The organism is Brachybacterium sp. UNK5269 (genome assembly GCF_049266655.1).
Lineage (GTDB): Bacteria > Actinomycetota > Actinomycetes > Actinomycetales > Dermabacteraceae > Brachybacterium.
The window spans coordinates 1846738-1866279 of the sequence record NZ_CP184883.1; the positions used below are offsets into that span (position 1 = coordinate 1846738).

Consider the following 19542-nt stretch of genomic DNA (forward strand, 5'->3'; position numbering starts at 1 on the left):
TGGACACCCGACCGGCCTGAGCATCCCTTGACACTGCCCGGAAACGGACGATGATGCGCGTATGAAGAGCGACGACGCTCCAGGACCCGCACCCTCCGGCAGCCCGGCGGAGCCTGTCGACGACCTGCTCGACCTCGTCTTCGAGGGCGGAGGGGTCAAGGGCATCGCGCTGGTCGGAGCCCTCGAGGTGCTCCAGGAGCGCGGCTACCGCTTCAACCGGGTGGCGGGCTCCTCGGCAGGGGCGATCGCGGGTGCCATGGTGGCTGCCGGGATCCCGCCGACGACGATGGCGGAGGTCATGCGGTCCGTCGACTACAGCAGGTTCCAGGACGGGCGCCGGTGGAACCGGTTCCTGCCGGTGCAGGCCCTGAACGTCCTGCTGAGGGACGGCATCTATCCCGGCCGGTTCCTGGAGGAATGGCTCGACGAGCAGCTGCGGACGCACGGGACGCGCTACCGGAACGGCACCTTCTCCGACCTGCCGTACGAGGATCCGCAGCAGGCACGGCCGATCCCGGAGAACGAGAGGTTCCGACTGATCGTGACCGCATCGGACCTGTCCAACGGACGGCTGAAGTTCCTGCCCCGCGACTTCGAGGACTACCACCGCGCGCCGGGGGAGCAGAGCATCGTCGATGCCGTCCGCATCTCGATGTCCATCCCGTTCTTCTTCCGGCCCGTGAAGTGGACCCAGACGGACGGACGCGGGACGTGGCTGGTCGACGGCGGGATGCTCTCCAACTTCCCGATCACGCAGTTCGACGCCCCGCCGGACCGGACTCCGCGCTGGCCGACGTTCGGCATCAAGCTCTCGAGCCGGCCGGACGCGGCCCTCGACGTCACCAACAAGATCACCGGCCCGCTGTCGTTCGGGATCGCCATGCTGCGGACGCTGATGGGGTTCTACGACGGCATGCACATCGAGTCGGCGGACGCGGTCGCCCGCACGATCTTCATCGACACCGGCTCGGTGCGCACGACGCAGTTCGACCTCACCGCAGCGGACCGGGACCTGCTGTACGAGAACGGCCGCACTGCGGCGATCAGGTTCCTCGACGGGACCGAGGGGAGCCCGGGGTGGGACTTCGAGCGCTACATCCGCGAGTTCCGACCCCTGGCCTCCTCCCCCTGATCCGCAGCGTCCCTGCGCTCCCGCAGGGTCCCCGGGGGGGGGGGGCGACCTAGTCCTCCTGCAGCGCCCGGGCGATGCGCCCCGGCCAGGACGGTCCCTCGAAGATCATCGCGGTGTAGCCCTGGACCAGGTCGGCGCCGGCCTCGAGCCGATCGCGGACATCCTGGGCGGTGGTCACTCCCCCGCAGCTGATGATCACGGCCCCCGCCGGCAGCGCGGAGCGCAGCAGCCCCAGCACCTCCAGCGAGCGCTCGGCGAGCTGGGGCCCGGAGAGGCCCCCGGCACCGATCTGCTCGATCCGGGCCCGGTCGGTGCGCAGCGAGGCCGGACGGGTGATGGTGGTGTTGGTGGCGATGACACCGGCCAGTCCCACCTCGGCGGCGAGCCCGGCGACGGCGCGCACGTCCTCGTCGTGGAGGTCGGGGGCGATCTTCACCAGCACCGGCACGTCCCGGCCGAAGCGTCGGCCCGCCGCGGTCGCCTCCTCCGTCACCGCCTCCAGGATGGGGCGGAGCATCTCGGCGCCCTGCAGGTCCCGCAGGCCCGGGGTGTTGGGGCTGGAGACGTTCACGGCGAGGTAGCTGGCGTAGGGCGCGAGCAGGCGGGCCGAGAAGCGGTAGTCCTCGGCCGCGTCCTCGAGCGCGGTGACCTTGGACTTGCCGATGTTCACCCCGATCACGGCGCGCTGTCCGCGTTCGCTGCGCCGCGCGGCGGCGAGCCGGTGCGCGAGGGCCTGGGCGCCGTGGTTGTTGAAGCCCATCCGGTTGATCAGCGCGCGGTCCTCGAGCAGGCGGAAAGAGCGCGGGCGGGGGTTGCCGGGCTGCGCCTTGGCGGTGACCGTGCCCACCTCCACGTGACCGAAGCCCAGGTCGAGCAGCGCCAGCGGCACCTCGCCGTCCTTGTCGAAGCCGGCGGCCAGCCCCAGCGGGCTGTGGTGATCGGCGCCGAGGACCCGACGGGCCGGGCGGGGATCCCGCATCGGGTGCGGCGTCCCGAAGGCGGCGCGCAGGAGGGCGGGGCCGCCGGGCAGGGCGTGGGCGCTCGCCAGCGCCCGCACGGTCAGCCGGTGGGCCTGCTCCGCGTCCAGACGGCTGAGGACGTGCCGGAACAGCGCCGGGTAGAGCCTGCGCCGGGAGGAGTCGTCGGTGGTCACGGGAGTACGGTACGCGCTCACCGGGGACCGGCCGCGGCCACTGGTCCCGAGCGTCGGGCCAGGACCATGTAGGCCAGCGCGATCACCGGCAGCAGCAGCGGCACGTAGCCGTAGTCGCGGCCGTAGTGCCCCCACACGGTGGCGTCGGGGAACAGCTGCGGGTCCAGCACCGTCAGGGTGCCGACGATCAGCACGCCCGCGAGCTCGAGCAGGCACAGCACGCGGGCCAGCGGGGAGCGCCGCCCGCCGCGCACCAGGGCGACGGTGACGGCGATGTAGGTCAGCGCCGCCACCAGCGAGAGGCCGTAGGCGACGGGGGCGAAGGAGAAGTCCCGCAGCACCTGGACCAGGCTGCGCGCGGTCGCGGAGAGCGCGAAGATGCCGTAGACCGCGATCAGCACGATCTCGAAGCCGCGGCTGCCGCCCCCGTCGCGCCGGTGCGGCGTCCGCCGCGCGGTGGTGCCCTGCTCGGTCATGCGAAGCCTCCTGGCCAGATCTGATGGAGCCGCATCAGCAGCACGAGGGAGACGAGCGCCGCCACCGCGATCACCACGCTGCCCCAGCGGCTGCGCTCGAACAGCCCGGCCCAGCCGCCCCCGACGGCCATCACCACCGCGGTCAGCAGGTAGCCGTACAGCGTGATGCGGTCCGGCGGGCTGCCGCCGCCGAGATCCCGCACCCCGAGCGCCGCACCCAGCACCGCCCAGCCGAGGGCCGTCAGCGCGCACGCGCCCAGCAGCACCAGGTCCGCGCTCAGGTCGCGCAGCGCGTAGTACAGCCCCAGCAGGGCCGTCAGCGCGCACAGCACGGCCACCACGATGCTCAACGCCGTCATGGGCCCGATCGTCCTCCTCCATGAGCAGCGGACGCTCTGTCCGGCCCGCCCCTACGATAGGGCCATGCCCACCATCACCCTGTCCGATGCCTCCCTGCGCGACGTCGCCGCCGACGTCCTCGTCCTCCCCCTGCTCGCCGGCGGCGCCGGCGCGCCGTCGACCGTGCCCGGCGCCGCCGAGATCACCGCGGCCATCGCCGGGCTGGACGCCTCTGCCGGCCGCGGCGACCTGCACCGCATCCCCTCCTACGGCCTGACCGCGGCGGGATCGCTGCTGCTGGTGGGCGTGGGCGAGAAGGAGCTCGCCGCGGTCGGCGCCGAGGACCTCCGGCTGGCCTTCGGCGCCGCCACCCGCTCGCTGGCAGGGGTCGGGAGCGCCGCGATCGCCCTGCCCGGCGGGACCGCGCCGCAGCAGGCCGCCGCCCTCGAGGGCGCGGCCCTCGGCGCCTACGCCTTCACCGCCCACAAGACCGGCACGGAGGCCGCCGCCCCCAAGGGCGCTCTCGGCGCGATCACCCTCGTGAGCGAGGACGCAGCCTCCGCCGCGGCCGCCGCGGAGCGCGCCGGCGTGCTCGGGGAGCTCGTGACCCTCGTGCGGGACCTCGTCAACACCCCGCCGAACCTGCTCTACCCCGAGCTGTTCGCCCGCCGCGCCGAGGAGCTCGCCGCGGACCTCCCCCTGACCGTCACCGTGCTCGACGAGAAGCAGCTCGCCGAGGGCGGCTACGGCGGGATCGTGGGCGTCGGCCAGGGCTCGACCCGTCCGCCGCGACTGGTCCGCCTCGAGTACGCCCCGGCCGCCGCGACCCGCTCCGTGGCGCTGGTGGGCAAGGGCATCACCTTCGACACCGGCGGCATCTCCCTCAAGCCCGCCGCCGGCATGGACGACATGACCTCCGACATGACCGGCGCCGCGACGGTGCTCGCGGCGACCCTGGGCGCCGCCCGGCTCGGTCTGCCGGTGAAGGTGACCACCTACCTGGCGCTCGCCGAGAACATGCCCGGGGGCGGCGCGCAGCGTCCGGGCGACGTGGTGACCATGCGCAACGGCAGGACCGTCGAGGTGCTGAACACCGACGCCGAGGGCCGCATGGTGATGGCCGACGCACTGGTCGACGCGGTCGCCCAGAACCCCGACCTGGTCATGGACGTGGCCACCCTGACCGGCGCGGCGATGGTGGCGCTGGGCAAGCGCACCGCCGGCGTGATGGGCACCGAGACCGGCCGCGAGGTCGTGATGAGCGCCTCCGAGAAGACCGGCGAGCCGTTCTGGCCGCTGCCCTTCCCCGGCGAGCTGCGCGCCGATCTCACCGGCCGCATCGCCGACCTGCGCAACATCGGTGAGCGCCCGGGCGGTGCGCTCTCGGCCGGCATCTTCCTGGCCGAGTTCGTGGGCGAGACCGAATGGGCCCACCTCGACATCGCGGGCCCCGCCTTCGCCTCCTCCCCGCTGGGGTACATGGGCAAGGGCGCGACCGGGATGAGCACCCGCACCGTGCTGCAGGTGCTCGAGGACATGGCCGCCGCCTCCGAGGGCTGATCAGGAGCCGACGACCGGCCCGGCGATCCGGTCCGACGGTCCGTCCGGCGCCGCCTGGTGCCCTAGCATGGGTGCCATAGGCGGCGCCGACGGCCATCGAGGTCGACGCGGGCCGCGCAGACACGGAGACACCGAGGAGCACACAGGTGGCGGATACAACCACTGACCAGTTCGACGTCGTGATCCTGGGCGGTGGCAGCGGCGGCTATGCGGCGGCGCTGCGCGGCGCCCAGCTGGGCCAGAAGATCGCCCTGGTGGAGAAGGACAAGCTCGGCGGCACCTGCCTGCACCGCGGCTGCGTCCCCACCAAGGCGCTGCTGCACGTCGGCGAGCTCGCCGACGCCCCCAAGGAGGCCGCGGCCGCCGGGATCGACCTCAGCCTGAACGGCATCGACGCCGGCAAGGTGATCGGCTTCAAGGACAAGATCATCGGTCGGCTCCACAAGGGCCTGCAGGGCCTGGTGAAGTCCAGCAAGGTCGAGTACGTCGAGGGCTTCGGCACCCTCACCGGGCCGAAGACCGTCACCGTCGAGTCCGAGTCCGGCACCCGCACGCTGACCGGCAAGAACGTCATCCTGGCCTCCGGCTCGTTCTCGAAGACCCTGCCGGGCATCGACCTGGGCGGCCGCTTCCTCGACTCCGAGGCGGCGCTGCAGCTGCCGGAGATCCCGAAGAACCCGATCATCCTCGGCGGCGGCGTCATCGGCGTCGAGTTCGCCTCGATCTGGAAGTCGCTGGGCGCGGAGTCCGTGACCATCGTCGAGGGCCTGCCCCACCTGGTGGCCAACGAGGACGAGGCCCTGTCCAAGGCCCTCGAGCGCGCCTTCAAGAAGCGCGGCATCACCTTCTCGCTCGGCGTGTTCACCGAGAAGGCCGAGCAGAGCGAGGACGGCGTCACCGTCACCCTCGCCGACGGCAAGGTCATCGAGGGCGACTACCTGCTGGTGGCCGTCGGCCGCGGCCCGAACACCAAGGGCCTGGGCTACGAGGAGCAGGGCATCGAGATGGATCGCGGCTTCGTGCTCGCGAACAAGGAGACCCTCGAGACGAACGTCCCCGGCGTCTACGCCGTCGGCGACATCGTCCCCGGCCTGCAGCTGGCCCACCGCGGCTTCGCCCAGGGCATCTTCGTCGCCGAGCGCATCGCGGGCCTGAACCCGGCCCCGATCGTCGAGTCCGGCATCGAGCGCATCACCTACTGCGAGCCCGAGCTGGGCTCCGTGGGCCTGTCCGAGAAGCAGGCCAAGGAGCAGCTCGGCGAGGACAAGGTGCAGACCTACGAGTACAACCTCGGCGGCAACGGCAAGTCCCAGATCCTCGGCACCACCGGTTTCATCAAGCTGGTCCGCGAGAAGGACGGTCCGATCATCGGCGTCCACATGATCGGCTCGCGCACCTCCGAGCTGATGGGCGAGGCGCTGCTCATCGTCAACTGGGAGGCCTACCCCGAGGACGTCGCCGCCCTCGTCCACGGGCACCCCACGCAGCACGAGGCGCTGGGCGAGGCCGCTCTCGCGCTCGCCGGCAAGCCGCTGCACGCCCACGCCTGAGCCCACGCGAGACCCAGAGGAGAACCCCCCATGTCCGAAACCGTGAAGATGCCGGCGCTCGGTGAGTCCGTCACCGAGGGCACCGTCACCCGCTGGCTCAAGGCCGTCGGCGACACCGTCGAGGTCGACGAGCCGCTGCTCGAGGTCTCGACCGACAAGGTCGACACCGAGATCCCGTCCCCCGTCGCCGGCACCATCGAGAAGATCCTGGTCGAGGAGGACGAGGACGCCGAGGTCGGCGCCGATCTCGTCGTCATCGGCGACGGCTCCGGCGCGGCCGACGCCGGCTCCGACGACTCCGGCGCCGAGGCCGCCGAGTCCGAGCCGGCCCCGTCCGAGGGCGAGGACCTCGCCTCCGACGAGACCACCGCTCCCTCCACCTCGCAGGAGGCCCCGGCCGGCGAGTCCGAGAAGCCCGCCGAGTCCGAGCAGCCCGCCGCGTCGGGCTCCGGGGGCTCCGGGGGCGCCGCCTCCGGCGAGGAGGTCACGATGCCGGCGCTCGGTGAGTCCGTCACCGAGGGCACCGTCACCCGCTGGCTGAAGGAGGTCGGCGACACCGTCGAGGTCGACGAGCCGCTGCTCGAGGTCTCCACCGACAAGGTCGACACCGAGATCCCCTCCCCGGTCGCCGGCACCCTGCTGGAGATCCGCGTGGCCGAGGACGAGGACGCCGAGGTCGGCGCCGTGCTGGCGATCATCGGCTCGGGCGATGCCGCCGAGAGCTCCGCGCAGGAGCCCGCCGCTCCGGCGCCGAAGGCCGAGGAGGCTCCCGCGAAGGAGCAGCCCCAGGCCGAGGAGGCCCCGGCGACGCAGGAGCCGAAGGCCGAGCCGAAGCCCGCCGAGGCCCCGAAGGCGGCCGAGCAGAAGAGCGCGGCGCCCGCGCCCTCCGCACCGGCCCCGCAGGCCTCCGACGCCGTCACCGGCGCCGAGTCCTCCGGCTACGTCACCCCGCTGGTGCGCAAGCTCGCGAGCGAGGCCGGCATCGACCTCGCCGGGGTCAAGGGCACCGGGCTGGGCGGCCGCATCCGCAAGCAGGACGTCCAGCAGGCGATCGAGGAGCAGAAGACCGCTGCGGCCGCTCCCGCCGCCTCGGCCCCCGCGGCGGCTCCGTCGGCCCCGAAGGTCGAGGTCTCCTCGCTGCGCGGCACCGAGCAGAAGATGCCCCGCATCCGCAAGGTCATCGGTCAGCGCATGACCGAGTCCCTGCACCAGATGGCGCAGCTGACCACCGCGGTCGAGGTCGACCTGACCCGGATCGCCAAGCTGCGCGCCCGTGCCAAGGACGACTTCGCCGCCCGTGAGGGCGCCAAGCTCACCTTCCTGCCGTTCCTGATGATGGCCGCGATCGAGGGTCTGAAGACCTACCCGCAGCTGAACTCCACCATCGACGGCGACAGGATCGTCTACCACGGCTCGGAGAACATCGGCATGGCCGCGGACACCGAGCGCGGTCTGGTGGTCCCGGTGATCAAGAACGCCGGTGACCTGAACCTGGCGGGCCTGGCCCGCCAGATCGGCGACCTCGGCGGGCGGGCCAAGGCCAACAAGCTGGTGCCCGACGATCTCGCCGGCGCCACCTTCACCATCACCAACACCGGCTCCGGCGGCGCGCTCTGGGACACCCCCATCGTGCCGGCCCCGCAGGTGGGCATCCTCGGCACCGGCACCATCACCAAGCGCCCGGCGGTCGTGCAGAACGCCGAGGGCGATGACACCATCGCCATCCGCTCGATGATGTACCTGTTCCTCTCGTACGACCACCGCATGGTCGACGGCGGCGACGCCGCCCGCTTCCTCACCTTCATGAAGAAGCGGCTCGAGGCGGGCGCCTTCGAGGCGGAACTGGGACTGTGAGTCCCCGGGCCGGCGCCTCGCGCTGACCCCTCCGGGAGGGCCCCGGCACCACACGGTGCCGGGGCCCTCCTGCGCGGTCCGGGCGGACGGCGCAGCGCGGCGGTCGCGCGCTAGTCGTCCGCGGCGGAGACGCTCAGGACCCGCCAGCTCGACCCGTCCCACTGCACGGAGAGCTCGCTGCGCACCGGCTCGGTCGCGGGTACGCGCCGGAGCGTGCCGTCCGGCTCGACCAGCTCGTGCGCCGCGGTGGAGGTCACCACCGACAGCACCGCGATGCCGTCCTGCCCGGGCGCCGTGAGCAGGTCCGCCTCGTGGACCACGGGGCCGCCGCCACGCACCTCGATGCCGCGGTAGGCCGCGCGGACCTGCTGGTCCACCGCGAAGGTCGCGCTGCCCGGCACCGCGACGGCCCGGTCGGACAGGCCGGTCAGGTAGGAGTGCCGCGCCCCGGCCAGCTCCGCGGCGAGCTCCCAGGGATCCTCGATCGCGGGGGCCGAGACGGGGACCGCCTCGCTCGGCGGGGCGGGGGCCGAGCCGCTCGGCGGCGCAGTGAGCGCCGGCTCCTCCCCCGCCGCCGGGCCCGGGTCCGCGGCGCTCAACCACCAGGTGCTCGCCGCCACGACCGCTGCGACCGTCAGCCCCAGAGCCGCCGTGAGGGCCGCGGTGCGGCGGCGCCGGGACGGCGCGAGCGCCTCCAAGGCGCCGGGCAGGACGGCCCGGGACCGCGGCCGGGACCCCCCGCCGGCATCCCCGGCGGAGCGCTCCGCGGCGCGGGAGCGGGAGGCCCGCGGGATAGGCAGGGTCGCCGCCGGGGCGGGCGCCGGAGGGTCCGGGACCTGACCGGGTGCTTCCCGCCCCGGCTCCCCGGGCGCGGCCGCAGCGACGCGCGGTGCGGACCCCGGCGCGTCCACCATCGGCAGATCGAGCGGCCTCGCGAAAGGCGCGGAGCTCGCCGCATGCACCCGCCGGCGCAGGGTCCTCTGCTCGTCCTGCAGCACCGTGCCCACCCAGCTGCGATCCCGGCGCTGGGCGGCCACCCCCTCCTCGCGGCGCAGGCCGTGCAGGTCCACCAGCACCGCGCTGCCGTCGGCGCGCAGCCCCACGCCCCGTCCGGCCGGCGCGCCGAGCACCCATCCTCGCTCGTGGAGGGCATCGACCAGGGCATCGAGATCCTCCCGGGCCCGGGCGAGGGCGAGCCGCTCCCCGATCGCGGGGGCGCCACTCTCCGCGGCGCGCCGGCCCGTGCCCCGCACGAGCGGCGGCGCCGTCTCCCGGACGTAGCCGTCGTCCTCGACCTCGAGGACGTCGGGCGCGGCGCGGATCCCGGCGACCTCGAGGGCCGCCAGCAGCTGCATCTCCGCCTGCACCGCCGCCCGACCCGCGGGCGTCAGCCAGCGCACCCGCACCCGCTCCTCGCCTCCGGGCGCGGATACGTCCTCCTCCACCCGGTCGGCGGGGTCCGGGCGCAGCGGCAGCGGCTCCTCGTCGGGCGCGGCGGGGCGCCGCCGCCGGCCCGTCGCCCCCTCGCCGGGGGCGGGACCGTCCGCCCAGCGCTCCCTGTCGGCCTCGTCCATGTCCGCAGTGTTCCCCATCCGCGCGGCCGCCCCGTGGTTCATCCACAACGTCCTGGTGGGAGCCGGAGTAGGCTGTGCGGGTGCTCGACGTGATACGTCTCGGATTCAGCGAACCGGTTCCCGGCGGGGACCGGCACGAGGAGTTCGGCCTGCCCCCGGGCCCGGTCGAGTACCGCGCCGCCTGGGCGATCCAGCGGCAGGTCCACGCCGAGGTGGTCGCGGGCGAGCGCCCCGACTCCCTGCTGCTGCTCGAGCACCAGGCGGTGTACACCGCCGGCAAGCTCACCGAGGACCATGAGCGCCCCCGCGACGGCGCCGAGGTGGTCGACATCGACCGCGGCGGGAAGCTCACCTGGCACGGCCCGCAGCAGCTGGTCGGCTACCCGATCGTGAAGCTGCCGATCCCGATCGACGTCGTCGGCTTCGTCCGCGACCTCGAGCGCACCATCATCGAGGTCTGCGCCGCGCTGGGCGTGGCGACCGTGCCGATCCCGGGCCGCAGCGGCGTCTGGGTGCCGGCCGAGGGCGAGGGCCGCGAGGACCGCAAGGTCTGCGCGATCGGCCTGCGGGTCTCCAAGCGCGCCACCATGCACGGCTTCGCGCTGAACTGCGCCAACGACCTGTCCTGGGCGCAGAACGTGATCGCCTGCGGGATCGACGACGCGGGGGTGACCAGCCTCAGCCAGGAGGCCCGGCGCCGGGTGGCGGTCGCCGACGCCCTGGACACGGTGACGACGGCGATGACCGACCTCGTGGCGCACCGCACCCCCGCCCGGACGGGATGACGCGCCCCCGACCTGCGCAGGTCGATACACTCCAGGGGACGCCGAAACGAGGAGGCTCCACGGTGACCATCGTTCCCCCCGAAGGCCGGCGGATGCTGCGTGTCGAGGCCCGCAACGCCGAGGTGCCGATCGAACGCAAGCCGGAATGGATCAAGACCCGCGCGGTCATGGGTCCCGAGTACAACGCGATGAAGAAGCGCGTGCACGGCCAGGGTCTGCACACGGTCTGCGAGGAAGCCGGCTGCCCGAACATCTTCGAGTGCTGGGAGGACCGCGAGGCGACCTTCCTGATCGGCGGGGACACCTGCACCCGCCGCTGCGACTTCTGCAACATCGCCACCGGCAAGCCGATGGCCGTGGACCCGATGGAGCCGCTGAAGGTCGCCCGCTCCGTCAAGGAGATGGGCCTGCGCTACTCGACCATCACGGGCGTGGCCCGCGACGACCTGCCCGACGGCGCCGCCGGTCTGTTCGCGCGCACCTGCGAGCAGATCCATGCGATGAACCCGGGCACCGGCGTCGAGCTGCTGATCGACGACATCAAGGGCAACGGCGAGGCCCTCGAGCAGGTCTTCGCGGCCCGGCCCGAGGTGTTCGCCCACAACCTGGAGACGGTCCCGCGGATCTTCAAGCAGATCCGCCCCGCCTTCCGCTACGAGCGCTCGCTGAGCGTGATCACGATGGGCAAGGACGCCGGGATGATCACCAAGTCCAACCTCATCCTGGGCATGGGCGAGACCGACGACGAGATCCTCGAGTCCATGCAGCGCCTGCACGACGCGGGCTGCGACATCCTCACCATCACCCAGTACATGCGGCCCTCGAAGCTGCATCACCCGATCGACCGCTGGGTCAAGCCCCAGCAGTTCGTCGAGCTGTCCGACGCCGCCGAGGAGATGGGCTTCCTCGCCGTCATGGCCGGACCGATGGTCCGCTCCTCGTACCGCGCCGGGAAGCTCTGGGCGCAGGCGATGCGGAAGCTCGGCCGCGAGATCCCGGAGAACCTCCGGCATCTGGATTCGAACCAGCCCGCCCGTCAGGAAGCTGCGAGCGTCGTCGCCCGCACCCAGCAGGCCGTCGCGAGCTGACGCCCGCCCGGCCCCGAGAGGACCCATCCCCCATGGCTCGCAAGTCCGAGACCACGCCCGAGAAGGGCGAGAAGAAGACGAAGAGGAACGCTGACGGCACCAAGAAGCCGGGCCGCCTCAAGCAGATGGTCGAGGTGTTCAAGTACACCCAGGAGATCGACCGCAGCACGCTGCCGCTGATGCTGGTGGCGCTGGTGGTCTCGATGTTGGTCGGCGTGGTGCTGACCATGCTGATCTTCGACAGCCCCTGGTACGGCATCTTCATGGGCCTGGCCGTCGGCATCCTGGTGGCGATGATGATCCTGGCCCGCAAGGCCGAGCGCGCCGCGTTCAGCCGCATCAAGGGCCAGCCGGGCGCGGCGCTGGCGGCGATGCAGTCGATCCGACGCGGATGGAACGTGGACGACGAGCCGGTCCAGATCGATCCCCGCAGCCAGAAGATGCTCTTCCGCGCCTCCGGCCGGGCCGGCATCGCGATCGTCGCCGAGGACGCCTCCTCGACGTCCATGAAGCTGCTGGAGAAGGAGCGCCGCAGCATCCGTCGGGTCCTCCAGCACGACAACGTGCCGGTGCACCAGATCGTGGTCGGCGACAGCGAGGGCGAGGTCCCGCTGCACAAGCTCCCCACCCATATGCAGCGGATGAAGAAGCAGCTGACGAAGGACGAGGCCGCTCAGGTCACCAAGCGCCTGAACGCCCTGCAGCGCTCGCTGCGGCAGTCGATCCCCAAGGGCGTGGACCCGATGCGGGCACGACCGAACCGCAAAGCCATGCGGGGTCGCTGACCGCGCCCGGCCGCTCATGCAGCCCCCTTCCGCACGCGCGGGAGGGGGCTGCGGCGTTCCGCGGGGCACCGGCTGGGCGGGCGGCCCGGACCGCCGCGCGCCGTGACCTTCCCGTGACCTTCGTGACCTGTTCGTGACCTCGTGCATCGTTGCAGGTCAGAGACCTCTTCGGAGGGGACGTGCGGGGCGGCCGACGGTGGCGCCGAGCTGGTCCCGCAGGGCTGCGTCGGCGCCGACGGGCGGCCGCTCAGGCCGCGACGACGGCGGTGCCCGCGGCGACGTCGTGCAGGGGCTGGGCGTCGCGGTTCCAGACCACCGCCGGCAGCAGCAGGAGCATCAGGGCGGTGCGGAGCACGGCCCGCAGCACCATCGGCATCCGGCCCCGCACCGGACGCACCCGCAGGCGCATCGCGTACTGCCCGGGAGTGACCCCGAAAAGCGTCAGGAACAGCACGTTCACCGCGACGAAGAGCACCAGGTTCGCCAGCGCATCGCCCTCGAAGACGACGGCGGAGATCGCCAGGCACAGCGCCCAGTCCAGCCCCAGCGAGACGGGGCGGCGCCAGAAGGGCGCGACGGATCCGGGGCCGGCGGCGGGCAGGCCCAGGGAGGCGCCCTTGACGTAGCCGGGCGCGCTCGGCGCACCCTCCATCCAGGAGCCCAGGTCCTTGCGTTCGATCACGCAGCAGACCCTAGTCGGCGCCGCTGGGAGCCCGGGGCGCTTCGACAGTGCTGCGCACCACAGCGCCTAAGCTTGGCCTCACCCGAGTCCGGGCCGGTGACGGCCCGGGACTCGGCACGTGATGCCCCACGGGGTCTGTCAGCACAACCCGCGCCAGGTGGCGCCGATGGAGGACTAGTGTTCAACAATCCCAGCGAGGTCGTGAAGTACATCGAGGAGGAGGGCGTCGAGTTCATCGACATCCGCTTCTGTGACCTTCCCGGCGTCATGCAGCACTTCAACGTGCCTGCCAGCAGCTTCGACGAGGAGGCGATCGCGACCGGTCAGCTCTTCGACGGTTCGTCGATCCGCGGCTTCCAGGCGATCCACGAGTCGGACATGAAGCTGGTGCCGGACCTGGAGACGGCCTACCTGGATCCGTTCCGTGATCGCAAGACGCTGATCATGAACTTCTCGATCGTGGACCCGTTCACCGACGAGCCCTACTCCCGCGATCCGCGCACGGTGGCGGCGAAGGCCGAGGAGTACCTGAAGTCGACCGGCATCGCCGACACGGCGCTGTTCGCGGCCGAGGCCGAGTTCTACATCTTCGACGACGTCCGTTTCAAGACCACGGTCAACTCGGGCTTCTACAGCATCGACTCCGACGAGGCGGTGTGGAACACCGATCGTGACGAGTCGGAGTTCGGCGGCAACCAGGGCTACAAGACCCGGCTCAAGGGCGGGTACTTCCCGGTCCCGCCGAACGACCAGATGGCCGATCTGCGCGACGAGATCTGCGCGGTGCTGGAGGAGACCGGCCTGCAGGTCGAGCGTGCGCACCACGAGGTGGGCACCGCCGGCCAGCAGGAGATCAACTACCGCTTCAACACGCTGCTGCAGGCGGCCGACGATGTCATGAAGTTCAAGTACGTCGTGAAGAACACCGTGTGGCAGGCCGGCAAGACCGCGACCTTCATGCCCAAGCCGCTGTTCGGCGACAACGGCTCCGGCATGCACACCCACCAGTCGCTGTGGAAGGACGGCGAGCCGCTGTTCTTCGACGAGCGCGGCTACGGCGGCCTCTCCGACATCGCCCGCTGGTACATCGGCGGACTCATCGAGCACTCCCCCTCGCTGACGGCCTTCACCAACCCCACGGTGAACTCCTTCAAGCGCCTGGTGCCCGGCTTCGAGGCCCCCGTCAACATGGTCTACTCGGCCCGCAACCGCTCCGCCGCGATCCGCATCCCGGTCACCGGCTCCTCCCCCAAGGCCAAGCGCGTCGAGTTCCGCGCCCCGGACCCCTCAGCCAACGCCTACCTCGCCTTCGCCGCGCAGCTGATGGCCGGCATCGACGGCATCCGCAACCGCATCGAGCCGCCCGAGCCGATCGACAAGGACCTCTACGAGCTGCCCCCCGAGGAGCACAAGCAGATCAAGCAGCTGCCCGAGTCCCTCGGTGCCGCGCTGGACGCCCTCGAGGCCGATCACGACTTCCTCACCGAGGGTGACGTGTTCCCCGAGGACCTGATCTCGACCTGGATCGAGCTCAAGCGGACCACGGAGATCGATCCGTTCCGCTTCCGCCCGCACCCGCACGAGTTCGAGCTGTACTACGACATCTGACAATTCGGGCCTGGTCAGCGTCTAGATCAGGTCCCCGATGTCCGCAAATTGTCCGCACGATCCGTCAGAACGTTCCTGATGGCGGATCGTGCGGACTCTTCTGTGTCCGGCCACAGGTGCGCGTAGGTGTCCAGGGTCGTTTTCGCCGACCCGTGCCGGAGCCGCGCCTGAACGGGACTGAGGCGCTGTATGCGCGGCTGGTGGTGTTGGAGGAGCAGGAGCTGCACCGGCAGATCGTCGCAAACATCTCGGACGGCGACCTTGCAGGTGAGGCTGTCCGTGCGGCTGGTGGTAGTCCGCTTGACGTGTTGCTGGCCCGGTCGCGTGCTGGTCGTCGTCCGCTACGTCAGGTGGAGGACCGTGACGAGGAGTGACCCTCCCCGAAGGGCCCTCCCCCCACCGGCTGCGGCCCTCCCACGCCTCATAGGCGGGCTCACACACACGGCACTTCGAGCCGGTCGAACATCGCCGCCGATCCTTCGCCGGGTTAACGGGGGCGCTTTCTGCGTTGTCGGCTTGCCTGTCATGGCTTGGCTATACCCTCGGTGAAGGGCTGCGCGTTGGGTCGGCCACCGAGGAGGGGAGTTGCATTGAGTGAATCAACGGAGTTGGAGCGGCTGGTTCGGGATCACGTGGGAGTTAATTCGTCGCGTGGGGCCGATGGAACTTCTACGGTCCGGGCCGTGATCGATTATCTCCGGATGCTTATTGGGGACGATGAGGACCTGCTGATGCATAGCCTTCGTGAGCGAGGTGAAACTAACAGCGGTCGAGTGTTTGTTTTAAATCGGACTAGTTGTTGCGGGTCATGACGTTGTAGTCACGGATCGGGGATGAAGGAACGGGTCCCTGACCGGCACGATGGGTGGTGCTGAAGCCGTCCATCTGCTGGAAGAGACCCGTTCCATGACCCACCGTAATTCGCCGCTGACCCCTGCCGGAAGGCTCCGCCTGGTCGAACGTGTCGAAACCGATGGCCGTCCCATCGCCCACGTCGCCGTCGAAGCAGGCATCGCCCGCTCCACACTCACGAAGTGGGTCCACCGCTACCGCGACGACGGCATCGAAGCTCTTCAGGACCGCTCCAGTGCTCCGGCCAGGCGTCCGTCGCGGCTGCCGACCGAGGTCCTCGAGCTCATCGACGCCTGGCGACGGGACCGCAAGTGGTCTGCTCGCCGCATCTCCCTGGAACTCGCCGGCCGCGGCTACCACTACTGCGTCCGCACTATCGGCAGATGGCTGCAGCGGCTGGGGATCTCCCGCCGCCGAGACCTCGACACGACAGGGGAGAACAACCGAGAGAACGGGAAGATCATCGCCCGCTTCCCGGGCCACATGCTCCACCTGGACGTGAAGAAGGTCGGCCAGATCCCCGACGGTGGAGGCTGGCGACTCCACGGCCGCGGCAGCACCCGAGCACGCCACCAGCGTGTGGGCTACACCTACCTCCACTCCGCGATCGACGGCTACTCCCGCCTCGCCTACACCGAGGCGCTCGAGAACGAGACCGCGGCGACCACCATCGCCTTCTTCTCCCGAGCCCGTGCTTTCTTCGCTGCGCACGGCATCAATCGCCTGGTCCGGGTGGTCACCGACAACGGCGCCAATTACCGCGCGAGGACCTTCGTGCGCACCGTGACCGCGCATGCTTCACGGCATCAACGGACTCGGCCCTACACGCCGCGGCACAACGGGAAAGTCGAGCGCTATCAGCGGATACTCGCCGAGGAATGCCTCTACGCCCACGCCTTCTACTCCGAAGACGAGCGGCGCGAAGCAATCAGCGTCTGGGTCCACCACTACAACTATCATCGGCCGCACACCGCCTGTGCTGACCAGCCCCCGGCCACCCGCGTCCACGAACGTGTCGACAACGTCATGACCTCATACAACTAGTGTTGTGTTCCTTGAGTATTCGCGGTCCGGGGATGGACGGGAATCGTTCTCTATTGACGGTGACATGATTCCGCTTTCGTCATTGGTCGCCGTTCGAGTGTGGCCCGCCTCCACGGTCTGGGCGGACGGTGCGGGGACGCACACGCTAGACCCTGCTATCGAAGTCGAATTTGCGAGTGGTCTGCGGGTGTCGTTCGGTAGGGAAGCGGAGTTCGGTTGGACGCCATGGGGTGCTAGCTCGACTCGAGGCGAAGAGGAGGCGCGTGACGCTCTGATGGCGCGGCTTAGGTTCTGAGGCGACCGACGGGTTCAGCCCGTCCGTTCATCGCCTTCTACTGCCCCCGCGCCTAACTCACCTGCGCGCGGATCGTGCCGACATACCCGCAGCATGCCCCTGGCTGCACCCGCAGAGCCAGAGTCAGCCGGAGAGAGCGGACCAAACCGAGACTCTAGGCTGTAGGTTGGGACCTAGGTCACAGTCTCAATATTGGAAGGACGAATAGCAATGGTGCATACCGGGAAGTATAACGAAGTCCTGCACAGACATTTCTCCCACATCCCGACGACTTCAAGTAAGGGTGTCTCCGCCCAGGATGCATTAGAACTTTTCCTAGAGGCGTCCTTTTCGGGACCCGAGGACGTACTCGTTTTTAGCACGGCACACCCGTTTAGCACCGAGGGGAGCCTTCTCGTGCTGGATCACGAGCGCCTAGCCGTTCTTAGGTACAACTTCACGGGTAGCGATGACGCTGTTTTCTCCTTCTCGGGGTCCGTCAGGCCTCTATCCGCAGTGAAGGGGGTTGCTATTCTTCCTTCTTCGACGGCTTGGCGAAGCTCCAAGACGGAGCCGCCCAAGCTTCGGATTGCTGCGACGGTCGACATCGACGGCGAGGGGGAAGTTGGCATCGGTTATGAACAGCCGCACCGCCTGAGCGTTTCGGGCGAGGAAGGCGCGGATGAGCGGATGTTCGCCGAACTTCTCAGGCGCGTAACTTCAAGCTATCGGTACGCGGATGGTGCGGAGTAGGGTCGAAGGCGCGCCCGCCGCTAGCAGACTCTAGTGAACAATGCTAAAAGCTGTGGGCCGGCACTGATAGCGCGTGTCCTGGTAGGTGTGCATGTTGAGGCGTCCGCTCGAAGCTGCTGCCGCTACACCTTAGTTTGAACGAGCCGAGATGTCGGCGATAATTTGGGCCGGAGGCGAAACTATGACGAGTCGTCTATTTACGATGGAGGAAATGACGCCCAAAGCTCGGATAGGTGTGGCGTTTACGGAACTGGATAACAGGCATGAGCTGCACGGGGGTGTCATAAGGCCGGCTGCCGGTTCAGGATTTCGCATGGAGCTGGATGTTGAGCCCAACGAGGCGTCATATGTCCGGGCCTCAACGTATATTGCGGCCTCTCGGGAGCATTTAACCGCTGCTCAATACCTTTGGGGAAACCGGAGCTTTAGGGACCTGGGAGTTTCGTCGCTCTCCACAGTGCTTCGGACTGCCCTACTGAGCTACGCCCGAACGGCATGGCTCCTGGCGCCAGACGATCCTCGAGAGCGGATCGCACGATCTTGCGCTCTCCACATCGAGGACATGAGCCGTGAACTCGAAGTGTCATTGGACTTGCAGAAGGACCCCGAACCCTTACAGATGCTCGGCGATGATGCCGTGAGGCGGCTCAACAACGAGGTCGACCAGTATCGCAAGGCGATTCGCGCGATAAAGGACCGCCACGCGAATTACGCGCCGTTGTCTAAGGTGACCGATACCGACCGAATCCGTCACGCGTCGCGGATGGTGGCTTCGGGCGACGAAGCCGCGAACATTCGCGCAGCCCTCCTCTCAGCGTGGCGCCACAGTTCCGGGCACGCCCACGGCCTGACGTGGACCCGCACCCGAAAGGTAGTAGGTATAGAGAGGGAGGGACCGCACTGGCGCGGACTAGCCCAACCGGATCTGGAGCAGATTTCATTGCTCGCTATCGGTACTGCCATGGTCGGCATTAAGGCCTTGGACCGCGTCCGCGAGTTAAGTATCGGCCCTGGGGCGATGACGTTCGGCTACAAGAGTCCCGTACCCGCGTTCTGACGGTCCAGATGGGATGACTCACAGGTTGCTGCGGGTTTCTTCCCCAGCAGCTCTTTGAAGGCGCGCTGGCAGTCGTGTGTGGAAATCGGTCGGAGAGGGATGCGCCACCGACCGGGGTTGCGCGTCAAAGGGGTCGGACGGACCTCCCCCAGGAGCGGGCTGCGTCGCAAGCCGAAGGCGCGTCTCGGAGGTCCGCAAAATGTCCGCAGAATCCTCCATCGCGCCCAGCTAGCAGCAGTAGTGCACTGATGCAAGTTCCCAGGTCAGCAGCGGTGTCCAGTGCCTCACTGGCTTGCACAGTAGAGTGGCGGCAGTTCGAGCTGTACTACGACATCTGAGCCGTTCCGGCTCGCAGCCTCGGGGCAGTGCGCCCTCCCTCCGCCGACCACCAGGCACTCCGCCTGGGTCCGGTGCGGGAGCGCGTGCTGCCCCGATGCCGTTGCCGGGGTCTTCCCCTCCCCGCCGCGCGCTGGCTACTGTCAGCGGACGGCCGCGAGTGCGAGCAGGCCTGCGCCGCGCTGCTCGCAGCTCTTCCCCGGGAACCGTGCCGGCCCACGAGAGGAAGCAGCCATGAGCACGATCGAGGACCACGACGCCTACATCGCCGCCGCGCCCGAACCGTTCCGCGCATCGCTCGAGCGACTGCGCGCGGTGCTGGCCGGAACGCTGCCGGAGGCCGAGGAGATGGTGGCGTACAACATGCCCGGCTTCAGCATCGGCGGCACGGTCGTCGCCAGCTACGCCGCCTTCAGCAAGCAGTGCGGGCTGTACCTGCTGCCCGCCGCGATCGCCGAGCACGCCGAGGAGATCGCGGGGGCCGGCTTCAAGGCGACGAAGACCGGCATCACCTTCTCGCCGCGCAACCCGCTGCCGGACGATCTCGTCGAACGGCTGGCGCTCGCGTCGCGGAAGGCAGCTGGGGTCTAACGGATCGGCCGAGGACGAGGCTCACGCCGGCTCTGCCGCGTCCCCGCCG

General features: G+C 69.9%; 17 protein-coding genes. 12 read left to right on the forward strand and 5 right to left on the reverse strand.

Going from position 1 to position 19542, the window contains the following annotated elements:
* The first annotated feature begins 61 nt into the window (after positions 1 to 61).
* Positions 62 to 1132: a patatin-like phospholipase family protein gene (locus ACOJUI_RS08525; protein WP_422114547.1), complete on the forward strand. Its 1071-nt coding sequence runs from the start codon at positions 62 to 64 to the stop codon at positions 1130 to 1132.
* A gap of 49 nt (positions 1133 to 1181) precedes the next feature.
* On the opposite strand, the gene ACOJUI_RS08530 is transcribed toward ACOJUI_RS08525, so the two are convergent.
* From ACOJUI_RS08530 to ACOJUI_RS08540, 3 genes are read right to left on the reverse strand one after another with little or no spacing between them, the layout of a single operon-like run.
* Complete coding sequence (locus ACOJUI_RS08530; protein WP_422114548.1) at positions 1182 to 2285, reverse strand: quinone-dependent dihydroorotate dehydrogenase; 1104 nt, start codon at positions 2283 to 2285, stop codon at positions 1182 to 1184.
* Positions 2286 to 2302: 17 nt separating this feature from the next.
* Complete coding sequence (locus ACOJUI_RS08535) at positions 2303 to 2761, reverse strand: hypothetical protein (protein ID WP_422114549.1); 459 nt, start codon at positions 2759 to 2761, stop codon at positions 2303 to 2305.
* The gene (locus ACOJUI_RS08540) at positions 2758 to 3120 is read right to left on the reverse strand and encodes a hypothetical protein (RefSeq protein ID WP_422114550.1); all 363 of its coding nucleotides are present in this window, start codon (positions 3118 to 3120) and stop codon (positions 2758 to 2760) included. The genes ACOJUI_RS08535 and ACOJUI_RS08540 overlap by 4 nt, the downstream gene beginning before the upstream one ends.
* A gap of 64 nt (positions 3121 to 3184) precedes the next feature.
* On the opposite strand from ACOJUI_RS08540, the gene ACOJUI_RS08545 reads away from it, so the two are divergent.
* The 3 genes from ACOJUI_RS08545 to sucB all read left to right on the forward strand — a co-directional run bounded on the left by ACOJUI_RS08545 (position 3185) and on the right by sucB (position 8064).
* A complete protein-coding gene (locus tag ACOJUI_RS08545; RefSeq protein WP_422114551.1) occupies positions 3185 to 4660 on the forward strand; it encodes a leucyl aminopeptidase in 1476 nt (491 codons plus the stop codon).
* 146 nt (positions 4661 to 4806) lie between these two features.
* The gene (gene lpdA / locus ACOJUI_RS08550) at positions 4807 to 6210 is read left to right on the forward strand and encodes a dihydrolipoyl dehydrogenase (RefSeq protein ID WP_422114552.1); all 1404 of its coding nucleotides are present in this window, start codon (positions 4807 to 4809) and stop codon (positions 6208 to 6210) included.
* A gap of 30 nt (positions 6211 to 6240) precedes the next feature.
* Positions 6241 to 8064: a 2-oxoglutarate dehydrogenase, E2 component, dihydrolipoamide succinyltransferase gene (gene sucB, locus ACOJUI_RS08555; RefSeq protein ID WP_422114553.1), complete on the forward strand. Its 1824-nt coding sequence runs from the start codon at positions 6241 to 6243 to the stop codon at positions 8062 to 8064.
* A gap of 110 nt (positions 8065 to 8174) precedes the next feature.
* On the opposite strand, the gene ACOJUI_RS08560 is transcribed toward sucB, so the two are convergent.
* Positions 8175 to 9638 (reverse strand): hypothetical protein, encoded by a 1464-nt coding sequence (locus tag ACOJUI_RS08560; RefSeq protein ID WP_422114554.1) that lies wholly within the window; start codon positions 9636 to 9638, stop codon positions 8175 to 8177.
* An 80-nt stretch (positions 9639 to 9718) separates the two neighbouring features.
* Here ACOJUI_RS08560 and lipB point away from each other — a divergent pair, with 80 nt between their 5' ends.
* The 3 genes from lipB (at position 9719) to ACOJUI_RS08575 (ending at position 12296) form a co-directional block, all read left to right on the forward strand.
* Positions 9719 to 10423, forward strand: a complete 705-nt coding sequence (gene lipB / locus ACOJUI_RS08565) for a lipoyl(octanoyl) transferase LipB (protein ID WP_422114555.1) — start codon at positions 9719 to 9721, stop codon at positions 10421 to 10423.
* A 92-nt stretch (positions 10424 to 10515) separates the two neighbouring features.
* A complete protein-coding gene (gene lipA / locus ACOJUI_RS08570) occupies positions 10516 to 11511 on the forward strand; it encodes a lipoyl synthase (RefSeq protein WP_422117641.1) in 996 nt (331 codons plus the stop codon).
* 32 nt (positions 11512 to 11543) lie between these two features.
* The gene (locus ACOJUI_RS08575; RefSeq protein ID WP_422114556.1) at positions 11544 to 12296 is read left to right on the forward strand and encodes a DUF4191 domain-containing protein; all 753 of its coding nucleotides are present in this window, start codon (positions 11544 to 11546) and stop codon (positions 12294 to 12296) included.
* Between the two features lie 247 nt (positions 12297 to 12543).
* Here ACOJUI_RS08575 and ACOJUI_RS08580 read toward each other — a convergent pair whose 3' ends face one another.
* The gene (locus tag ACOJUI_RS08580) at positions 12544 to 12978 is read right to left on the reverse strand and encodes an RDD family protein (protein WP_422114557.1); all 435 of its coding nucleotides are present in this window, start codon (positions 12976 to 12978) and stop codon (positions 12544 to 12546) included.
* 177 nt (positions 12979 to 13155) lie between these two features.
* On the opposite strand from ACOJUI_RS08580, the gene glnA reads away from it, so the two are divergent.
* The 5 genes from glnA (at position 13156) to ACOJUI_RS08605 (ending at position 19493) form a co-directional block, all read left to right on the forward strand.
* Entirely contained in the window at positions 13156 to 14586 is a 1431-nt protein-coding gene (glnA, locus tag ACOJUI_RS08585; RefSeq protein ID WP_422114558.1) for a type I glutamate--ammonia ligase, read from the forward strand.
* Between the two features lie 906 nt (positions 14587 to 15492).
* Positions 15493 to 16482, forward strand: coding sequence for an IS481 family transposase (locus ACOJUI_RS08590; protein ID WP_422114559.1), 990 nt, complete (start codon positions 15493 to 15495; stop codon positions 16480 to 16482).
* A 508-nt stretch (positions 16483 to 16990) separates the two neighbouring features.
* On the forward strand, positions 16991 to 17509 hold the full coding sequence (locus ACOJUI_RS08595; RefSeq protein ID WP_422114560.1) for a hypothetical protein: 519 nt from the start codon (positions 16991 to 16993) through the stop codon (positions 17507 to 17509).
* A 562-nt stretch (positions 17510 to 18071) separates the two neighbouring features.
* Entirely contained in the window at positions 18072 to 18566 is a 495-nt protein-coding gene (locus ACOJUI_RS08600) for a hypothetical protein (protein WP_422114561.1), read from the forward strand.
* Between the two features lie 570 nt (positions 18567 to 19136).
* A complete protein-coding gene (locus ACOJUI_RS08605) occupies positions 19137 to 19493 on the forward strand; it encodes an iron chaperone (RefSeq protein WP_422114562.1) in 357 nt (118 codons plus the stop codon).
* Positions 19494 to 19542 lie beyond the last annotated feature (49 nt).